The 20,811-nt window shown below is 39.9% G+C and carries 15 protein-coding genes; all 15 read left to right on the plus strand.

Translation table 11 applies throughout. The features are described 5' to 3' along the window. The first annotated feature begins 6 nt into the window (after positions 1-6). The 15 genes from RCG21_RS06920 (at position 7) to RCG21_RS06990 (ending at position 20,767) form a co-directional block, all read left to right on the plus strand. Positions 7-1,779, plus strand: a complete 1,773-nt coding sequence (locus RCG21_RS06920) for a PrpR N-terminal domain-containing protein (RefSeq protein ID WP_133337447.1) — start codon at positions 7-9, stop codon at positions 1,777-1,779. A 250-nt stretch (positions 1,780-2,029) separates the two neighbouring features. Continuing rightward, on the plus strand, positions 2,030-3,385 hold the full coding sequence (locus tag RCG21_RS06925; protein WP_235824886.1) for a four-carbon acid sugar kinase family protein: 1,356 nt from the start codon (positions 2,030-2,032) through the stop codon (positions 3,383-3,385). Between the two features lie 125 nt (positions 3,386-3,510). Continuing rightward, positions 3,511-4,518 (plus strand): 4-hydroxythreonine-4-phosphate dehydrogenase PdxA, encoded by a 1,008-nt coding sequence (gene pdxA / locus RCG21_RS06930; protein ID WP_133337445.1) that lies wholly within the window; start codon positions 3,511-3,513, stop codon positions 4,516-4,518. Positions 4,519-4,615: 97 nt separating this feature from the next. After that, positions 4,616-5,866 (plus strand): nickel pincer cofactor-dependent isomerase, group 22, encoded by a 1,251-nt coding sequence (locus RCG21_RS06935; RefSeq protein WP_133337443.1) that lies wholly within the window; start codon positions 4,616-4,618, stop codon positions 5,864-5,866. A 139-nt stretch (positions 5,867-6,005) separates the two neighbouring features. Then, the gene (locus RCG21_RS06940; protein ID WP_133337441.1) at positions 6,006-6,686 is read left to right on the plus strand and encodes an urease accessory protein UreH domain-containing protein; all 681 of its coding nucleotides are present in this window, start codon (positions 6,006-6,008) and stop codon (positions 6,684-6,686) included. A 249-nt stretch (positions 6,687-6,935) separates the two neighbouring features. Beyond that, entirely contained in the window at positions 6,936-7,130 is a 195-nt protein-coding gene (locus RCG21_RS06945) for a YezD family protein (RefSeq protein WP_133337627.1), read from the plus strand. 138 nt (positions 7,131-7,268) lie between these two features. Beyond that, the gene (locus RCG21_RS06950) at positions 7,269-8,306 is read left to right on the plus strand and encodes a sulfate ABC transporter substrate-binding protein (RefSeq protein WP_372512594.1); all 1,038 of its coding nucleotides are present in this window, start codon (positions 7,269-7,271) and stop codon (positions 8,304-8,306) included. Positions 8,307-8,320: 14 nt separating this feature from the next. Next, positions 8,321-9,157, plus strand: a complete 837-nt coding sequence (gene cysT, locus RCG21_RS06955; protein ID WP_133337437.1) for a sulfate ABC transporter permease subunit CysT — start codon at positions 8,321-8,323, stop codon at positions 9,155-9,157. Positions 9,158-9,172: 15 nt separating this feature from the next. After that, positions 9,173-10,021 (plus strand): sulfate ABC transporter permease subunit CysW, encoded by an 849-nt coding sequence (gene cysW / locus RCG21_RS06960; RefSeq protein ID WP_133337435.1) that lies wholly within the window; start codon positions 9,173-9,175, stop codon positions 10,019-10,021. Positions 10,022-10,054: 33 nt separating this feature from the next. After that, positions 10,055-11,125, plus strand: coding sequence for a sulfate/molybdate ABC transporter ATP-binding protein (locus RCG21_RS06965; RefSeq protein ID WP_133337433.1), 1,071 nt, complete (start codon positions 10,055-10,057; stop codon positions 11,123-11,125). Positions 11,126-11,248: 123 nt separating this feature from the next. Continuing rightward, positions 11,249-11,479, plus strand: a complete 231-nt coding sequence (locus tag RCG21_RS06970) for a hypothetical protein (RefSeq protein ID WP_133337431.1) — start codon at positions 11,249-11,251, stop codon at positions 11,477-11,479. A 369-nt stretch (positions 11,480-11,848) separates the two neighbouring features. Beyond that, positions 11,849-13,789, plus strand: a complete 1,941-nt coding sequence (locus RCG21_RS06975; RefSeq protein WP_133337429.1) for a PhoX family protein — start codon at positions 11,849-11,851, stop codon at positions 13,787-13,789. 203 nt (positions 13,790-13,992) lie between these two features. Continuing rightward, positions 13,993-16,746: a bifunctional YncE family protein/alkaline phosphatase family protein gene (locus RCG21_RS06980; RefSeq protein ID WP_308913024.1), complete on the plus strand. Its 2,754-nt coding sequence runs from the start codon at positions 13,993-13,995 to the stop codon at positions 16,744-16,746. A 139-nt stretch (positions 16,747-16,885) separates the two neighbouring features. Next, a complete protein-coding gene (locus tag RCG21_RS06985; RefSeq protein ID WP_133337425.1) occupies positions 16,886-19,978 on the plus strand; it encodes an efflux RND transporter permease subunit in 3,093 nt (1,030 codons plus the stop codon). A gap of 165 nt (positions 19,979-20,143) precedes the next feature. Beyond that, the gene (locus RCG21_RS06990; protein WP_308913025.1) at positions 20,144-20,767 is read left to right on the plus strand and encodes a nucleotide sugar dehydrogenase; all 624 of its coding nucleotides are present in this window, start codon (positions 20,144-20,146) and stop codon (positions 20,765-20,767) included. Positions 20,768-20,811: the final 44 nt, after the last annotated feature.

Consider the following 20,811-nt stretch of genomic DNA (forward strand, 5'->3'; position numbering starts at 1 on the left):
GGGGATATGATTAAAGCGTTGGTTATTGTCCCGTATGAGGGGCTATACGAAATGATGAAAGAGATACAGCAGGAAGTGAAAGATTTCCAACTTGATATTGAATTAGGGAACCTGTATGAAGGTGTCGCTGTTGCAAAGGAAGCCGAAAATAATGGCTACCATGTCATCATCAGCCGCGGTGGTACAGCGTCCTTGATTCAGGAGGCCGTATCGATACCCGTGATTGACATTCAGGTGACCGGCTATGATGTTTTACGTATCATCACTCTTGTAAAAGGGTTTTCTCGAAAATCAGCGATTGTTGGATTTTCGAATATTACCCAAGGTGCTGCAACAATCTGTAAGATTCTTGATTTGGATATTAAAACACTAACGATTTCAAAAGATACTGAGGTTAAAGAAATTTTAACGAATTTAAAGAAGGATGGCTATGAAGTGATTATCGGTGACGTGGTCACGGTACAAGCTGCCAAGCAGTTGGGACTGACGGGCGTGCTGATCACTTCCGGCAAGGAAGCGATTATGGAAGCATTGGAAGAAGCGAAAAGATCCCATCGCATCTTCTCGCAGCTGCAGCAGGACGTTTCATTATTTCAATCCATTCTCGATGGTAACGAACAACCAATCGGTGTTTTTAACAGAGAGGAGAAACTCGTTTACGGGAATGAACGTTTCAATCGCGAATTTCATTGGATGATTGTTGAAAATTCCAACGATATAAAAAAGCTGATTCAAGAAACGGCGTTAATGAAGGAAAAGCAAACAAGAGCCATTCACATTAATCAGTCATTTTGGAATATCACTGCTTGTCCGCAAAATGGTGCGATTGCTTTATTTTTCGAAAAAAATATTCCGAACCAAGCTGCCGTGCAGGATGGGGAGAGAAAAACGAAAAATGCCATCGAATTCCATACGTCTGCTACGTATGTCCTTTTTTCCGGAAAAAGCGAGCCGATTCAGAAGGTGTTAAAACAAATTGATCAATACTGTGCAAACGATGAAACTGTGTGGATTTCAGGCGAAAAGGGTAATGGAAAGCAATTAGCAGCCCACACGATTTATGTGAAAAGGAATAACGCGTACGCCCCATTTATTGTGCTCCATGGTGATATTTTAAGGTCAGAGCAGCTGAAGGACTTCATGAATGACTTTTTTGAAAAATATGCTCATGGAGTCATTTATTTAAAAAACATTGACCAATTGAGCGAGGATATGCAAAAAGAGCTATACCACTTCGTCAAGAATGGCCATCATACAAAAGTAAAGTGGCTAGTGTCATCCGGGAACAATATGGAAGAAAAGGTCAAAACTGGCACGTTTGATCGTGACCTGTACTATACACTGGGTCAACAAAAAATTTACATCCCGCCACTTCGGGAGCGCCGGGAGGATATAGAGGATTTAGTTCATGTTTTTATATCTGATCTTCATCCGAAATATGGGAATGCTATCGTCGGAATTCGCAATGATGCTTTGGACGAGCTTGCCTGTTATGATTGGCCGGGCAATGTGGAGCAGCTAAAGCAAGTAATCGAACAATTGTTTAAACAAACAAGTTCTTATTATATTGAAAAAGAAGATGTGGCGGCGGTTTTAGCAAAATGTGAGCAGCCTGAGAAAAAGGATGAAGCATTAACTCCTATCGATTTATCCGGCACATTAGAAGAAATCGAAAAACAAGTCATTACCAAAGTTTTGGAAGAGGAAGGGCTAAACCAATCAAAAGCAGCCAAACGTCTAGGTATTAACCGTTCCACACTGTGGCGCAAGCTAAAATAACAGCTTGCGTTTTTTTATGCACTTAAATGATGCAAAAAGAAACACAAAAAAACTTCTTGTAGTATTTTTTCTATATGTATTGCCAAATGCAACATTTTGTTTTAATATTAATATTACTGAAAGCGTTTTAAGATAAAAAATTGGTGTGTTGCAGAATTTATCATACCAATAAGAATAGGCGATTTAAATCGGATGAAAATAATAGAACTCGATACAAGACAAACTAGAAATAGCATAAAAGGGGGGCGGGATGCAGGTGAAACTAGCGGTTATAGCAGACGATTTAACAGGTGCCAATGATACGGGCGTCCAATTTGCTAAACAAGGATTAAACACGGCAGTGCTATTTTCCGAGACGCAATTACAGCCGGCACATTTAGGTGCAGATGTGATTGTCTTAAATTCTGATAGCCGTGCCTTAACGTCTGAGAAGGCTTATGAAGCGGTTTTTAATTTAGCCGCACAATTGAATAAATTGTCTGTTTCAAAAGTCTTCAAGAAGATTGATTCTACTATGCGGGGGAATATTGGTCCGGAAATTGATGCCGTCATGGATGCATTTAAGTTAAAAACCTCGTTTGTGGTTCCGGCTTTTCCAAATAGCAATCGAGTGACCATAAATGGAAATCATTATGTGAATGGTGTCCTTTTAGAGGAAACACCCATTGCACAGGATCCTGTCTGCCCGGTAACAGAAAGCTACCTGCCCAAGTTGCTGCAAGAGCAAAGTAATCGGGAAGTCGCATTAATTTCCATTTCGGATGTGCGAAAAGGAAAAAGCCATTTATCAGAAAAAATAAATGAGCTATCCTCAGGAGACATTTCAAAAATTATCATCGTTGATGCTACGACTGATGAAGAACTAAAAATGATAGTAGAGGCTGCGGAATTTTTAGAAGAGAATTTCCTTTGGGTAGGTTCAGCCGGAATTGCTTATCATCTGTTTAACACTGGCCAGCGTGAAAGCCCATTGCATCATCAACAGTCGGGTCAACGGCTTCCAGTGCTTGTCGTAGCGGGCAGTGTGAATCCTGTTATTGACCGGCAAATTCAAGTCCTAAGAGACAAATTTCAAGTCGAGGAAATTGTCATTTCTCCGGAAGAATTCTTTTATAAGGACAGGAGAAAGTGTGAAATTGAACGGATTGTGAAAGCTGGCCAAGCATTGCTTGGAAAAAGCGATTTAGTGATCACGACCAATCGCGAGCGCGAGGCCATCAATCGGGTGAAGGACCTGCAGAAGAAACTTCGATTATCGAACTTTGATGTAGGTTACACCATTGCTGAATCGATGGGCGTTATCGCTGGCGAATTGATTGAAAGTAGGCCTATTTGCGGGGCGGTTTTAACAGGCGGAGATATCGCAGGAGCCGCCTGTAAGGTATTGAACGGTGAAGGAATTCGCGTCATTGGTGAGGTGGAAGCCGGTATTCCTTATGGGAAATTATTCGGAGGGACCTATGACGGTATGCCGATTGTGACAAAAGCGGGTGCCTTTGGAACGGACCAGGCCCTTGCCAAAGCTTTACAGACCATTACGGATGTAAATGCTCATGTTAAAAACTGCGATTGGCGCCATACTGATACTTCTTATGTATGCAGCTAAACATTATATTGGCTGAAGAAATAGTATTAACTAGGAACATCCCAAACATATGTCATATGGAACCTTTGATTTGTCATTCGATATATGCTTGGTGAAATAAGATGTGATAACAGGAGGAAACAAAGATGGCAGCAAATAAACCAATTATTGCAATAACAATGGGAGACCCCTCAGGTGTCGGACCGGAAATTATCGTTAAGTCATTAAATGACAAAAACATCTACGAAAATTGCCGTCCATTTGTAGTTGGCGATCTAAAAATTTTAAAAAGAGCTTTAGGGGTTACAAATATTGGCCTTCAATTAAACACCATTTCAAATCCTGAAGATGCCAAGTTCGAATACGGTACAATCGATATTATCGATTTAGATTTGGTATCAGAAGATTTACCATGGGGTCAAGTTTCTGCTGATGCTGGAAATGCGGCATTTCGATACTTAGAAAAGTCTATTTCTTTTGCGAATGAACAAAGAATTCACGGCATTTGTACTGCTCCTTTAAATAAAGAAGCGCTTCACAAAGCCGGCCATATGTACCCTGGTCACACTGAAATCTTGGCGGAATTGACCAATACAAAAGAATTCGCGATGATGCTGTCAGCGCCCGGACTGCGCGTCATTCATGTTACAACCCATATTGGACTTCTTGACGCGATTAATAAAATTAATGTTGACCGTCAATATACTGTTATCAAACTTGCTCATGAAACATTGAAAAAAGCAGGAATTCAATCTCCGCGCATTGCCGTTTGCGGAATCAATCCTCATGCCGGCGAAAATGGCTTATTTGGACATGGCGAAGAGGAAGAAAAGATTATTCCGGCCGTCGAAAAAGCACAAGCTGAAGGCATTAATGTACAAGGACCGCTTCCGGCTGATACATTATTCTTCAGAGCCAGACGCGGCGATTTTGATATTGTTGTCGCACAATATCATGACCAGGGCCATGGACCAATTAAGGTATTAGGTCTTGAAGCAGGAGTAAATATCACAGTCGGTCTACCAACAATCCGTACAAGCGTAGACCACGGAACTGCTTTTGATATTGCTGGAAAAAATATTGCGGATGAGCAATCGTTAAAAGAAGCAATCCGTATGGCGATTGAATTGGCTCCTGAGAAATTGGAAAAATAAAATGAATGTTTGTTTTCAAGCAAGAGGTCTCTATTAAAATGATCTCTTGCTGCATTTGTATGTAAGAGTTTTTATTTTTTGAAAGGGGAGTAGTACGATGTCTTTTCCGAAAATAGCAAAAATAAGACAAAAATTTCAAGTGGAAAGTTTAACGGATATCCCTGGAACGATTTCAGAGCAATTTCAACTTGTCAATGCCGATGAAAAAATCAAGCCTGGCATGGAGATTGCCATAACCGTTGGTAGCCGAGGGATTAACAATATCCCTTTAATCGTGAAAAGTGTTGCCGTTGAAATTAAGAAGAGAGGCGCAACTCCATTTATCATTCCGGCAATGGGAAGCCACGGCGGCGCTACAGCCGAAGGGCAAAAAGAAATGGTGGAAAGTTTGGGTGTAACGGAAGAATATACTGGCTGCGAAATTCGTTCCTCCATGGACGTCGTTGAAGTTGGCATCACGTCGGAGGGGATCCCTGTTTATGTTGATAAGATTGCTTATAATGCAGATGGCATCATCGTAATGGGCCGTGTGAAGCCGCATACAGATTTTAAAAATAAAATTGAAAGCGGCGTCTTAAAAATGGCTTCCATTGGTATGGGTAAGCACAAACAAGCCTTAGCTTTACATACTTACGGCATTAAGGGAATCAGCGAAATGATGCCTGAAGTAGGGAAAGTGGCGATTAAGAATTCCAACACCTTATTTGGTATTGCCATTGTGGAAAACGCTCATGAGGAAACCGCCATCATTGAAGCCATCGAACCAGATCAAATTGAAGACCGCGAAAGAGAATTATTGAAAAAAGCATTTGCTTTAATGCCGTGCCTTCCAGTCGATGATATGGATATTTTGGTCGTCGATGAAATCGGCAAAAACTACAGCGGAACTGGTATGGATACAAACATCATCGGCCGTATCCGTGTATTGGGCGTAGAAGAGCCGAAAAAACCAACTATCAAATATGTCATTGCCTCCAATTTAAGTGAGGTCAGCCACGGCAATGCGCTGGGAATTGGCTTAGCTGATTTAACAACAAAGCGTTTATTTGAAAGTATCGATTTAAAAGTAATGAACGAAAATGTTGTAACAAGTACATTTTTAGCACGGGCAAGCATTCCAATTGTCCTTGATAATGACCAGGAAGCACTAAAAGCTGCACTAAGGGCTAACTGGGGAATTGCTTGGGAAGAGGCAAGAATTGTAAGGATCCCAAATACTCTTCATATTGGGGAGTTATTTGTATCTGAAGTAATTTTTAATGAGTTGAAAGACAAAGGAAACATCGAGGTATTAGAGAATCCACATGAAATGAAGTTTGATGAAGAAGGCTATTTCTTTCCGATGTAATATATGCTAATTTTATATCTGCTTTAGCGGGAACAGCTTATAAACTTACAATTTTAATAGGAAATAATAGGGAAACAAGGCATTGCTCTTAGTAATGCCTTGTTTTATGGTTTATTTATGATTTTTAGGAGGTATCGAAATGGATGTAAGCTTTTTATCCATTCTAGCATTAGGATTTGTGTTAGGAATTAAACATGCAATTGAACCGGATCATGTCATAGCTGTATCTACTATTGCTAGTCAAAGTAAAAAGTTATTCCGTTCTTCTCTGGCTGGAGTGTTTTGGGGAATCGGTCATACTGCAACATTATTAATAGTTGGAATTATATTACTGATTTTGAAAGGCCGAATACCAGAAAAATGGGCTATGTCATTTGAATTCTTGGTAGGTATAATGCTTGTTTATCTTGGTATATCGACTATCACTTCATTAAAAAAGATACACGTTCATCAACATGAACATGATAGTGATACTCGTAATAAACATGGGAACCAACAAAGGAATCTATCCTATATAAAATCCATGGTAATTGGTCTCGTTCATGGTCTTGCCGGAAGTGGTGCAATGGTGCTTTTAACGATGAGTACCGTTAAGAGTGTTTTGGAAGCAGCTGTTTATATCGTTATCTTTGGCTTTGGGACTGTGTTTGGTATGCTTTTCTTTACAACGATTCTTGGAATTCCGTTTATTTTTAGTGCCAAACGATTAAGATTGAATAAAACTCTTACACAAATTACTGGAGTAATCAGTACAGTGTTCGGTATCTATTACATGTATAATTTAGGGATAGCAGAAGGGTTGTTTAAAATGTGGTTATAATAGTTGAACAAGTAAAATTATTTGTTTAGAAAAAATTTTAAAAAGGATATTGATTTTTCAAAAAATCCATATTAAGATATGTAAAAGTAATCATATAAGATTAATCGGAATTGGAATCAAACAAAGACTGTGACCGATCAGACGAACTGAAGGACACTTATCTCATCATCGGATAAGTGCCCTTTTTTTTAACCTTCAAAGGGGAACTGCAATGATTGACCAAATTAAAAAGAGAGGAATGATATTTTGATGGTAAAAGGGCGTTTTAATCAGGAAGTGATGGAAAAAATAGTTAGCTTATTAGAAGGATTGGAGTTTGGGTCTATTCAAATAACGGTCCATGATTCGCAAATCACCCAAATTGATCGATTAGAAAAATATCGATTTCAGCTGCAAAGCAAAAAAAGCACACAGATTATAACAGGTAAACAAGTAGGTAATTAATTATATGATGCCGATCGGACGCCCGAAGGCCCTTTAGTTTTACGTGATAATGTACGTAACTAATGGGGCTTTTTTATTTTAAGAAAGCCCGTAATAAAACATATTGGCTTTTTTAGCCTAAAAGGAGAGAAAATGAACATGAAAAAAACATGGATTGCTTTATTAACATTCCTTCTTCTTATAGGGACTGTCGGGTGCTCCAACCAAACGGCAACCAAAGAGAACCATGGAAAAGGTGCCAAAAAGGACATTGAACTATTAAATGTATCCTATGACCCGACACGAGAGCTTTATGAACAATACAATAAAAGCTTTGCTGCTCAATGGAAGAAACAAACTGGACAAAAAGTAACCATTAAACAGTCTCATGGCGGTTCTGGAGCGCAGTCGCGTTCTGTTATCGATGGCCTTGAGGCAGACGTTGTAACATTAGCGCTAGCATATGATATCGATGCAATTGCGGATAGCGGAAAAATTTCAGCGGACTGGCAAAAACGATTAGACTCCAATAGTTCGCCTTATACCTCCACCATCGTGTTTCTTGTCCGCAAAGGCAATCCAAAAGGGATAAAGGATTGGAATGACTTGGTGAAAAAAGGCGTTTCGGTTATTACGCCTAATCCGAAAACCTCTGGAGGGGCAAGGTGGAATTTCCTGGCTGCATGGGGATATGCCTTAAAGCAAAACAACGGTAATCCTGAAAAGACAAAGGAATTTGTTGCAAAACTATATAAAAACGTACCTGTATTGGATTCAGGTGCAAGAGGTTCAACCACTACCTTTGTGGAAAAAGGAATCGGTGATGTGTTGATTGCATGGGAAAATGAGGCCTATCTTGCTATTAATCAACTAGGGAAGGATAAATTTGAAATCGTTAATCCATCCGTAAGTATTTTAGCAGAACCACCTGTCTCTGTTGTAGATAAAGTAGCGAAAAAACACGGGACTGAAAAAGTGGCACAGGCTTATTTAGACTATCTCTATTCAGATGAAGGCCAGGAAATTGCCGCAAAAAATTATTACCGACCACGGTCACAAAAAGTTGCTGAAAAGTATGCTGCCCAATTTCCGAAAATCAACCTATTTACTATTGATGATCTTTTTGGCGGTTGGAAAAAGGCACAAAAAACCTATTTTGATGATGGCGGGGTTTTTGATCAAATCTATAAACCATAAAGGAGATCATGTTCATGGCTAAGAAATTCAAACAGAAACAGGTATTGCCGGGGTTTGGTCTTTCTATGGGATATACGTTGATTTATTTAAGCTTAATCATCCTGATTCCACTCGCGGTTCTTTTTTTAAAGGCGTCAACACTTAGTATAAAGGAATTTTGGGACACTGTAACAGATGCGAGAGTAGTAGCTTCCTATAAACTGACCATCTATACATCCTTTATCGCGGCCTTGATAAATGCTGTTTTTGGAACCTTGATTGCCTGGGTTCTAGTACGATATGAATTTATTGGTCATCGGATTATAGATGCAGCGGTTGACCTGCCATTTGCCTTACCCACTGCAGTGGCGGGAATTGCTCTTACGACTATTTACGCACCAAATGGATGGATTGGACATTATTTTGCTGCGATTGGGATGAAGGTTGCCTATACCCCGCTTGGAATTATGATTGCACTGACTTTTATCGGATTGCCATTTGTTGTCCGATCTGTCCAGCCGATATTGCTGGATTTGGATTATCAATATGAGGAGGCAGCTGCATCACTTGGTGCTAATCCTATACAGCTTTTTTTCAAAATAATCTTTCCTGCTATCTTCCCTGCCATCCTTACGGGTTTTGCCCTTGCCTTTGCAAGGGCATTAGGGGAATATGGATCAGTTGTCTTCATTTCCGGTAACATGCCGATGAAAACGGAAATTGTTCCCTTGTTGATTATTACGAAACTGGAGCAATTTAATTATGCAGGCGCAGCGGCCATTGCCAGTGTCATGCTTGTCTTTTCGTTTATTCTATTATTCTTAATTAATTTTTGGCAGTGGAAAACAACAAAAAAACATCGACTGACCTAAAGGTGATGATGATAAATGGTGGTTAAAGAATTAGTAGTTCATGAAAAAAGAATACAGGCTGATTGGGCAGCCAAGTTACGAAAATGGTTCCTAATCGGAATTGCCCTTGTTTTTTTAGGTTTATTTATCCTGCTGCCATTGCTGACCGTGTTCTCTGAAGGATTGAAAAAAGGGATTCAGTTATACTTTTTATCCCTTATAGAGCCGGATGCACTGGCCGCGATTAAGTTAACGTTGCTCATAGCCGTAATTGCTGTTCCGGTTAATACCGTTTTCGGTGTGATTGCAGCTTGGGGGATTGCAAAATTCAATTTCAAGGGAAAAAATATCCTCATTACGCTGATTGATATCCCCTTTGCCGTTTCCCCTGTGATTGCAGGCTTAGTTTTTGTCTTGTTGTTTGGTTCTAGAGGCTTATTAGGTCCTTTTCTTGAAGCTAACAATATCAAGATTATCTTTGGTACACCTGGAATCGTTCTCGCTACTGTCTTTGTTACGTTCCCATTTGTTGTTCGGGAATTGATTCCAATCATGCAAGAACAAGGAATATCAGAAGAGCAGGCAGCTATTACGCTTGGAGCAAGCGGTTGGCAGATGTTTTTTCGTGTCACCCTGCCAAATATAAAATGGGGATTGCTTTACGGAGTGATTCTTTGTAATGCACGGGCCATGGGGGAGTTCGGAGCTGTTTCCGTCGTTTCGGGTCATATTAGAGGAGAAACAAATACGATCCCACTCCAGGTTGAAATTTTGTATAACGAGTATAACTTTTCTGCTGCTTTTGCGGTTGCATCTATACTGGCACTTCTTGCCTTGTTAACTCTTGTCCTAAAGAGCATCGTGGAGTGGAAGACCAAAAGGTAAGTATATGTTTTTGTATAATTGGGAGATGAAAAAATGGGGATTAGCATAAAGGCTGTTTCTAAATCATTTGGTACTTTTTCAGCAGTTAATAATGTAAATTTAGAAGTGCAAACTGGAGATTTTGTCGCATTATTAGGGCCATCAGGTTCAGGAAAAACCACTCTTCTTCGGTTAATTGCCGGGTTAGAGAATATCGATGCAGGAAATGTTCTGTTTCATGGTGTTGATTATACTAATAAAACCGTAAAGGAACGTCAGGTGGGGTTTGTTTTTCAAAACTATGCCCTGTTTGAACATATGAACATCTTTGAAAATGTAGCCTTTGGTCTAAAAGTAAGAGCTAGAAAATTACGTTTGTCCAAAACAAAAATAAAGGAAAAGGTCTTTGAACTATTAAAACTTGTTAAGCTTGAGGAGTTTGCTGACCGGTATCCATCCCAGCTTTCAGGAGGGCAAAAGCAAAGGATAGCGTTAGCAAGATCTCTTGCTGTCGAGCCGGAAGTTCTTCTGCTGGATGAACCGTTTGGGGCATTAGATGCAAAAGTTCGACTCGAGCTTCGGCATTGGTTAAGGGAAATCCATCAAAAACTCAACATTACCACCATTTTTGTCACGCATGATCAGGAAGAAGCCCTTGAAATGGCTGACACGGTCGTTGTTATGAATAACGGGAGAATTGAACAAATAGGCTCACCAGAAGATGTCTATTATCATCCTGTAAATGCATTTGTTTATAGCTTTTTGGGCAGAGTGAATGAATTTAGAGGAGAAGTCTTATTAAATATCAGTAATCAAATGGAGGTAACGGAGGAGGCAATAGGGTACATTAGGCCCCATGAAATTGTTCTTAGCAAGGTGGCGAAGTCAGGCAGCGTTCCATCTGAAGTTAGGCATATTCATACCGTCGGTTCCATTGTCCGGATTGAATTAAGGCGAGTTTTTTCGGAGGATTCTTTTGAAGTAGAAATGAATACGGATAAATACCGGGAAATCGGACCATTTGAAAAAGGGGAGACAGTTTACGCCGAGTTTAAAAATCTAGTAGTGTTTGGGAATAAGAAAGAGGGTCTTTCCATCGAAAATAAACTTCGGGCTATTTACTAAAAGACTAGTGAACTCAGTTTGGCAATCATTATTTAAGACATTACCCTATGGATAAATACCATAACTATAGATGAATATCCTGGTATCTTAGGGAGAACTCTAACTGTAAAGGAGGTTTTCCCTATGTGTGCCAATTTATTTAATAGAGATAAGGGCGAAGAAAAGGAAAAACTTGAAGAAGTTCTTGAGCATTCGATTGAGGTTGAAGAGGATCTAATGCGTACATATCTGATAGCAGCAGAGCGGGTCCATGATGATGAAGAATTGAAAGAACGCCTCGAAAATTTTGCAGAAGGAAATGCGAAAAGAACAAAACAGTTGATGGATGAACTGAATGAACAAAACGAGAAATAGATAAATGCTGCGGGACTATGGAATCTCGCAGCTTTTTTAATATAAAGCTCTGTTAAACTTGGTTGTTGATTTCCGCTCCAGGAGGCTCATCTGTCCCGCTGCTCCCGCAGGAGTCTCGCACCTTCCGCTCCAATCAACGTTTTTTAAAATCAACAGCCTAATTTAAAGAGAATTTTCCCGGGTAGAAGACAATTCCAAAAGGAAACGGAGTTATATTGTCGCCAATAAACCATATAATACCGCCTCAGTTCTTAAATTTACACCCTCTTAAAAATTAGTTAGCAAAATCTTTACAAAGGGAAAATGCTACCTTTACATTCATTTTATTAAATGAATATATAAATAATCGTTTTACGAGGGGGAGTAAAAATGAAGAAAAAACGCTTTAATAAAAAAGGGGCAGCATTGGCACTGGCATTCGCACTAACAATTCCAGCTTTAACACCTGCAGCCGCAGCAGGCAATGGGCATGTGACGATTGACTCTGTCCGTTTTAATGGGATGGATGCACCGAAGACAATTGATCAGATGGTTCAAACCTATACAAACGCATCGCTTGAAGTAAAGTATAGCAATGGTGAAGTGAAGCAATTCCCACTATCATATAAAAAGCTTTTTAAATCTGAAGATAAAGTGGCAATAAATAAAGGGCAGCTAATTCCGGCAGGAACACCAATTGATGTAAACGGTAATCCAATCATCGATACCAGTGTAGAAGGAAAACCTACATACTATGTATCAGATGCTCCCGACTCCAATAGTTTATTGAAACCAATTAATGGACAACTTTATATGGTGACCCATTATGAATATCAAACCATTGATGCTGCAGGTAAATCAGCATATGGTGTGGTTCCTGCATCGATGTCCTTATCAACACTTGAACAAAGTAAGAAAACAGGGGAATTAACACCAAAAGAGGTTAAGAAAATTGATTTTTCAAGTGTAAATGGACTTTGGATCCCATGTAACGGTTCACTGTCTCCTTGGAATACCCATTTAGGTTCAGAAGAATATGAACCTGATGCTCGAAATTTTGAAATGGATGCAAATTCATCAGCAAGAACTCAAACGGAAAGCTTTGCAAAACTTTATTTTGGTGACAAATCAAAAGCAAATCCTTACTTCTATGGATTTGTACCCGAAATTAAAGTCGACAAACAAGGGGATGCATCCGTTGAAAAACATTATAGTATCGGCCGTTTCTCTCACGAATTAATGAAAATGATGCCGGATCAACGGACAGCGTTCTTTGGTGACGATGGTTCTTATACGACGATGTTTATGTATGTAGCCGATAAAGCAAAAGATCTTTCTGCTGGAACGCTTTATGCAGCAAAGTTCCATCAAACTGGTAATGAAAACGGCGGTTCGGGAAACTTGGAATGGATCAAGTTAGGTCATGCATCTGACAAGGAAGTAAAAGCTATTATCGATAGCGGCATTAAATTCAGCGATATTTTCGAAACATCTGCCGAACCGAAAGAAGGTTTCAAAGCGATTAAACAATACTCCTATGGCAAAACTGAGTACCTAAAGTTAAAGCCTGGAATGGAAAAAGCGGCTGCGTTTTTAGAATCACGCCGATATGCAGCACTGCTTGGTGCGACATCTGAATTTAACAAAATGGAAGGTGTCACACTAAACGAAAAGGATAAAAAAGTTTACATCGCAATCTCCGACCAAAGCAATGGAATGCTGGCCAATGCTGCTGATCCAACGGATGATATTCAACTGCCAAAAATTAAATCGGGTGTAACTTATCAATTAAATCTGGCAGGCGGTCAAAAAGACAGTCAAGGACAAAAAATTAAAAGTAAGTATGTAGCCGCGTCGATGAATGGTTTAATCGTTGGTAAAGATATGCCGTCAGCGGATGCTTACGGGAATACAGCAGATGTAAATTCAGTGGCCAATACGGATAATTTAAGCTATTCCGAAGCATTAAGAACCTTATTTATCGGAGAAGATAGCGGCATGCATACGAATAACTTTGTATGGGCCTATAATGTTGATACAAAAGAATTATCGAGAATTCTATCGGTTCCTGCCGGGGCTGAATCGACAGGTTTGTTTGCAGCGGATAACCGGAACGGATTCTCCTATATCATGTCCAATTTCCAACATCCAGGTGATGAAATTGATGGCAAGAAGATTACAGCTGTAGATAAAGGCGATTTAGAAAAGGCAATGGAAGAACAAATCGGAATTAATCGTACGGGTGGAGTCGGTTATATTTCGGGTCTTCCTTCACTAGAAGATTTACAAAATAAAAATCGTGATGTAAAAAGCATCTTTTTAAAAAAATAGTTTTTAAATCAATCATTCAGGAACTCGATCTTTGACATCGGGTTCTTTTTTACTCTTTTTTATTCGTTTAAGCGACCTAAACTAGTCCGATCGTAATAGTTTAAAAGGATGAAATTTCTTTATTTGTAATTTACTTGAACTACATAAGAGATTAACAAATTAGGAGTAATCTATTTTTGTATTAAAAGATAGGAGTGGTGATAATGTTAAAGAAGTTTAGAAAAAAGAAAAGACTTCTGGCTGGATTGACCTTAGGAGCTTTCCTTCTTAGTTCTGCAGGTGTCTATGCTGCACAGGATGGGGCATTTGGAAGCAATCTTGTAGGGGAACAAGCAGATGGTTCTGTTCAGACCCCTGTAAACCAATTGATCACACCTGCGGGAAAACAAATTGAATTTGGCGGGAACCCAATTTCTGTTGCGATTCATCCAAATGGGAAGACGGCTGTAACAATCGTTGGTCGAAATAATTACGGCGGAAAAGGTATCAATGTTGTAGATTTGGCAACGGGAAAAATGGCCGTAACAGATTTTTCCATCGGCCTTACTACTATGTGGGGACTAGCTTATTCCAAAGACGGAAGCCAGCTTTATGCAACCGGTTCTAAGAGTGGTACAGGTAAAGTTGTCGTTATGTCCATTGATGAAAATGGTAATCCTTCAATTAAAAAAACTTATAATCTTCCAAAGCCGGCTGTAGGTGGAAATATCAACCCACTTGATCTGGCAGTGGGACCGCAAGGCCAGTTACTAGTAGCTCTCAACCGGGACAACAGCCTTGGAGTTTTAGATCCACAAACTGGAACATTAACTGCTAAAATTCCGGTAGAAAATGCCCCAACCAGTGTTTTAGTAGATGGAAATACGGCATACGTTACCAACCAGGGTGGTAGAATTGCAAAGAATAGCGACACGACAGTGGATTCCTCCGGAACACAAGTGGTTGTTGACCCGAAAACAGGTGCTACTACTACAGGAACTGTTTCTGTCATTGACCTTGCCACCAATACGGTAGAAAAAAATATTGAAGTCGGCGTCCAGCCAGAGCGGATGACCCAGTCGGGTCAGTACATATTTGTAACCAATACGAATAGTGACACCGTTTCTGTTATTGATACGAAATCAAAAAAAGTTGTCCAAACTATTGATATTAAACCATACCCGGATGCAGCAAAAGGAGCAGCACCGAATGCAGTCAAGGTAATCGATAACAAGTTAATGGTCAGCCTTGGCCGGGATAATGCGGTTGCCGTATATGACTGGCAGGGACCAGATAAAACTCCGGAACTACAAGGGTTATTACCTACTGCATGGTTCCCGGTAGATTTAGCAGTTGATCAGGAAAATAAAAATCTAGTAGTTGCGAATGCAGACGGAATCGGTTCCCGCGGTCCAGCGCGTGATTTAACGATTCAAGGAATCAAAGTATCAGGTCACTCTTCTTATGCACAAATTGGTTCTCTTTCGTTAATTCCTTTCCCAACAAAAGAGGCCCTCATTAAAGGAACCAAGCAGGTATATGCAAATAACAATTGGTTTGGCTTGAAAGACCTGAATGCAAAGCCAAGACATAACAAGAAACCAGTTGCCATGCCTGAGCGGGTGGGCGAGCCTTCTACTATTAAACACGTATTCTATATTATAAAAGAAAACCGTACCTATGACCAAGTCCTCGGGGATTTAGGAAAAGGAAATGGGGAACCGGCATTAACACAATTCCCTAGAGCTGTGACTCCAAACTTTCATAAATTAGCCGAAACCTTCCCGCTTTTAGATAATGTGTATGTTTCAGGCATCCAGTCCGCCAGTGGCCATCAATGGGTCATGCAAGGAACCAATACCGATTATGAAGATAAAGAGACCGATACAGCCAATATCCGAAGCTACCCAGGCGGTGCCGGAGACCCGATGGCATATGCCCCTACAGGACATCTATGGGACCAAGCGATTAAACATGGCGTTTCCGTAGAAAACTTTGGGGAAGATACAATCAGTTTTGTTGGATCAGAACCATTCGGAACATGGACAGATTGGTATAACGATGCCTTAAAGCTTTCTGGCCAAAAAGAAGGCGACTTGCATGTCCCAATTGGAAACTATCAAGCAACCTATGATATACCGTCGCTTGGACCAATTACGCATAAAACCTTTCCAACCTTTGATATGAACATCCCAGATCAGTATCGTTTTGAAATTTTTAAGCAGCAGTTTGAAAAGCATGTTAAAAATGATGATTTACCGGCATTGAATACATTATGGATTACCAATGACCATACTTCAGGTAACGCAACAGGATCCCCCACACCGCAAGCCATGGTAGCGGACAATGATTTAGCTGTTGGTAAAATTGTAGACCTTATCTCCCATAGCAAGTACTGGAAAGATTCCGTCATTTTTATTACTGAGGATGATGCGCAAAACGGTTTAGATCACGTGGATGGCCATCGAGAACCGGCGTATGTAATCAGCCCTTGGGTAAAAAGAGGCATTACGGACAGCCATTACTGGACAGTCATCAATATGGTCCGCAGCATTGAGCAGATTCTCGGGCTTCCTGCCATGAACCAAAATGATGCGGCTGCAGAACCGATGAGTGAGATTTTTACCAATAAGCCTGACTTTACACCGTACAATTTCGAAGCAAATCAAATTCCGCTTGATACCTTAAATGGTTCGCCAAATTCTAATACAGCAGCACTTGCTAATACAGATAAGGTTACACCGGAGGCAAAGGAACTTTCGAAAAAATGGACAGAATGGTCCAATAAGAACAAGAAGAAATTAACTGGACGTCATGCATCACCGGATGATGTGAATGCAAACATGTTGAACCATTCCGTTTGGTACGCGACAGAAGGATTTGATAAACCATATCCTGGTGAGAAAAAGGTTCACACACCGGATGAAGTGGCAGAACAGCCTGAAAGCTTTGCACCATCACCTGCTGATAATGACTAATGTGGCGTGATATTTAAACGAATATAACAATAGCTGCCCAATCGGGTAGCTATTGTTATAATTTGTATTTTAAAAATCTGGTAGTTTTAGTCAAAAAAAGGGGGGACTTTTCCGGCAGCCTTGCACGGAGAAAAGTAAAATGAGCCGAATTATAGATGAAACAATAAAACGTGCCGTTCTGATTGTAACCTTAATCGTCTTAATCCTCGTTTGGGGTGGGATGTCCGCCATACATATTCAACGGGATTATCTTCCCGAAATTAATAATCCAACCTTGATGGTCACAGTGCGTGCAGAGAATTACCAAGCACAGCAAGTAAGAGCAAAGATTACGGAGCCAATCCAACAGGCGGTACGGGTAGTGGACGGCCTGCAAGATATTGAGACAAATTCTTTTAATGGCGGATCACTGGTCAGTCTCAACTTTCCTATGAATTTTGATATGAAAAATGCTGAGGAACAGGTATCGAGAGCTTTAGAAGGGACCTCGCTTCCGGCAGGCATTGAAAAACCGTTAGTGACCAGACTAAGTACCCACTCTCTTCCAATCATGAGAGTAAGTCTAATGAGTTCTTCTGACAATATTACGGAAAATACACTCCGAACATCCATTCAAGAAGATATTGTCAATCGCTTAAAAACTGTTCCCGGTGTTAAAGATGTTCTTGTTTCCGGTGGTGGAATGGCAGGCTATGAGGTTCATCTTCGTACGGACGATTTAAAGAAATCAGGTATATCTATTGCTGACATAAAACAATCACTTGAAGAAAATTATACAACTGAACTGGAGGGCCAGGTGTCAAACCTACAAACTTCTATTCCCATCCAAGTTTCAGGTTGGGGGTTGACGAGGCAAGACTTGATGCAACTTCCAATTCATTCAAATGAAGGCAAAACGGTCCCTCTATCTTCTGTAGCTGACATCTCAAATTCGATTGTCAATTTGCAGACGATTTCAAGAACGGACGGGAAACCTAGTGTCCTTTTAGACATTTTGAAAACACCTTCATCCAATATTACAGATGTATCCAATCGCATTAAAAGCAGAATAAAGGATATTCCGGCATTGAAAAATAAGGATGTACAACTTGCTATTCAATTTGATCAAGGAGAACAGATCAATTCATCGTTAAAAGGACTCATAAAAGAAGGGGTGTTAGGCTGCTTATTCTCGGTAATATGCGTATATCTATTTTTCCGTAAAGTACGTTCAACACTATTAATCGCTATTTCATTACCCATCTGTTTATTGGCAACAACCGGCTTATTAAAAACAATGGGGATCAGTCTTAATCTGCTTACCGTATCAGGACTTATTGTTGCGATGGGTAGAGTGGTCGATGACTCGATTGTCGTTCTTGATAACATGAACCGAAAAGTATTTGAGACAAAAGAGAAACATAGCCTTCATTTGTTAACGAGCGCTGTTTCCGAAATGATTCCTGCGATTGTCTCGTCTACGGCTACAACCACTGCAGTTTATCTCCCAATCGCCCTAATTGGCGGCATGGTGAGTGCGGCATTTTCCGGTTTTGCTTGGTCGGTTGTCATTGCATTAGTGATTTCCTTGTTTGTTTCCATCATGGTGGTTCCGGCTCTTTATCATCTTTTTTGGAGGGGAGAACCTGTTGCCGTAAAAGATAATCTAGAACCATTTGGACATAAAATTTTTACATGGATGTTCAAACAAAAGGGGAAAGTGGCGCTGATTACGCTGGCTTTATTTTTGCTCACATCTCTGGGAGCAGCTTTTCTCCCAGTCAATTTTTTACCAACGACTAATCGTACAGGTCAACTGGGAATTCAAGTGGAAATGCCGCAAAATACTACATTAACAGAGGTTAATGCAGAAGTAAAAAGATTGGAAGCTTTATTGGCAGCAAACCCTAAAGTCGCTTCATTCTCTTCTGGATTAGGCTCATCATTTACACCTCAGTCCGATGATGTTTTTGATGCAGGAGGAGGATGGATTCAGAAGCCAAATATTGCAAATTTATCGATAACAGTTAAGCAGGATATTGATGCTAATTCCTTTATGCAGAATCTGCAGAAACAATTAAACTCCCTATCTAGTAAGGCTATTTACACAGTTTCAAATCAAAGTATTGCCGGCGATGATTCGCAATTAAAAATTAATCTTACAGGGTCGGATAGTCAAACATTGGAAACAATGGCGCAAACGATACGAAACCAGCTTAAGCTTGTACCGGGGCTGTCTGTACAAGGTGTTGCCGATGCAGATAATCAGATCACTCAGTATGAGGTTACACTGAATCGTAAGGCAATTGAAAAATATGGTATTAAACTGACCGATGTATTAACTCGAATCCAGCAATATACCGCGGAAGGAACAAAAGGAGTAATCTCAATTAACCAAGCTGCATTTCCAATTGTGATTCATTCCGATGTGCAAAAAAGCACCGGGAAAGATATTTTTTCTTTGATGGGCGGGGAGAGATTTCAGTCTAGGGACGGACAAGAAGTAACATTAGATCAGCTTGCAATCCTTATACCTTCAGGTTCATCCGTGATCGAAGAGAAGGATGGAAAACCTTATGCAGTTGTTACGGCCAACATCATTTCCAGTGATATTGGAAAGGTAACGAAGGAGGTTAAGAACGCGCTTAAGAGGATTTCGTTGCCTGAGGGGATTCACTATTCTTTCGCAGGTGCACCGCAGCAGGTTTATGAAATGATGTATGAAATGGCACTTGCTTTATTCTTCTCCATATTACTTGTAATGATCATCATTAGTGCTGTTTTCCGAGGATGGAAAGCGCCGCTATCGGTATTACTTTGTATTCCATTCGCGTTTATCGGTTCAGTGATTGGTATGTTTATGTTTAGATTGGAATGGAATCTGGCTGCATTAGTGGGACTCTTGATGCTTACAGGAATTGTTGTTACAAACGGAATTGTCCTTGTAGATAAAATTGAAAGGAATTTAGCAAGTGGGATAAAATTAGATGAATCAATTTTACAAGGAACACTGTCTCGTGTACGACCAATCCTAACAACAGCACTCACAACGGTTTTAACCCTGCTTCCACTTGCATTTTCCTCGAGATCAGATTCAGTGATCTCGCAAACGCTTGGAATTGTCGTTGTCGGAGGAATGATTAGTTCCACTTTTATCAGTTTATTTATGATTCCAATTTGCTTTCGCTGGTTATATCAACTGCGAAAAGGTTCTTCTGTATCGTATAGAAAAGATGAGCAATTAATTTCTTGAATCAATAAATAGTAAAGTATAGGAATGGCTTAATCCCTGAAAAAAATTCAGGGATTTTTTTCGTCTGTATTATTTACATTTTATTTACAATCCTTTTACACCAGGTTTAGAAAAATTCCCGAAAAATCAAATACAATAAAGATAAATAATGTTTGGAGGGATTGGATGAAGATTACCGTTGCAGGTGCAGGATTAGTTGGATTAGTAACTAGCGCTGGATTAGCAGAATTAGGCCATCAGGTGACATGCATAGACATACAAAAAAAGAAAATTGATTTGCTTCAAACCGGTCGTACTCCAATTAATGAGCCTGGGCTTGCTCCTCTTTTAGAAAAAAATCTGAATAACGGAAATCTACATTTTAGTATGAGCCCTTATCAAGCCTATTCAAATGCTGAAGTCATTTTTATTTCAGTCGGAACAAAAAATAAACAAGACGATTCTATTGATTTAAGAAACATACATGTAGTTTCAAATACGATTGCCCATTTTATTGAAAATAATGTGGTTTTATGTATAATCAGCACCGTCCCTATAGGGACGAATGATTTAATTAATAAAATCATCGACAGAAGCAAACCTCCTAATCTTCGTTGTGATGTGGTATCGAATCCAGATTTTCTTCGGAAGGGGTCGGCCATTAACGATTTCTTCTATGGTGAACGAATTGTAATTGGGGCTGATAGCCTTGAGTCTGCATCGATAATAAAACAAATTTATGAGCCATTAAAAATCCCAACCATCATCACAGACATCCTAGGTGCAGAAATGATGAAATATGCAATTTAATCTTAAACAGTAGAGTAGAGATAGAATGATAACGGTTAAAAGGG

Source organism: Bacillus salipaludis, from assembly GCF_030938565.1.
GTDB classification, from domain to species: Bacteria; Bacillota; Bacilli; order Bacillales; family Cytobacillaceae; genus Neobacillus; species Neobacillus salipaludis_A.